Origin of the sequence: Bartonella sp. AC130YNZD (assembly GCF_042196865.1) — a bacterium.
GTDB lineage: Bacteria > Pseudomonadota > Alphaproteobacteria > Rhizobiales > Rhizobiaceae > Bartonella.
The window spans coordinates 1-609 of the sequence record NZ_JBHIQZ010000172.1 but is presented as its reverse complement, the minus strand read 5'-3'; the positions used below and the strand labels follow the sequence as shown (position 1 = coordinate 609).

The window sequence follows — 609 nt, the reverse complement described above, 5'->3', positions numbered from 1 at the left end:
TATACGATCATACCGAGGAGCAGATGAAGATTACTCTTGAAAGTGCGAAAAAGTATACGAACGATCAAGTCAATAATGGTGTTAACGAGGCAAAATCCTATACCGATATGAAGTTTGACGCACTAAGTTATGATATTACGAATGTGCGCAAAGAGGCAAGGCAAGCAGCGGCGATTGGTTTGGCAGTATCTAACTTACGTTACTTCGATGACCCAGGATCTGTGAGTGTTTCATTTGGTGGCGGTTTTTGGCGTGGACAATCTGCTTTTGCTATTGGTGCAGGTTATACATCTGAAGATGGCAAGATTCGTTCTAATCTATCAGCAACCAGTGCTGGAGGTCAGTGGGGAGTAGGTGGTGGAATAACTCTGAAATTAAAATAACACCAGAGAATATGAAAAATTACAATTTAAGTGAAGTTTTGCCCTTGTCTGATGAGACAAGGGCAAAATTTTATATTATAGAGAAGTAATATTTTACAGAGAAAGCCTTAGAGTAGTATACTTATAAAGTCTCATAACAATGTATTCTATAATAAGAATCTTAGTGAGATTGATTTTAGTGAGAAGTGAAGCACTTTAACAAAAATTTTACAAACACAGAGTAATA

Annotated in this window: 1 protein-coding gene; it reads left to right on the top strand. The window is 36.9% G+C overall.

What is annotated here, in order from left to right; all coding sequences use genetic code 11:
* The coding region (locus ACFINU_RS10335; protein WP_375667739.1) for a YadA-like family protein at window positions 1-383 on the top strand (383 nt) is incomplete at its 5' end.
* Window positions 384-609: the final 226 nt, after the last annotated feature.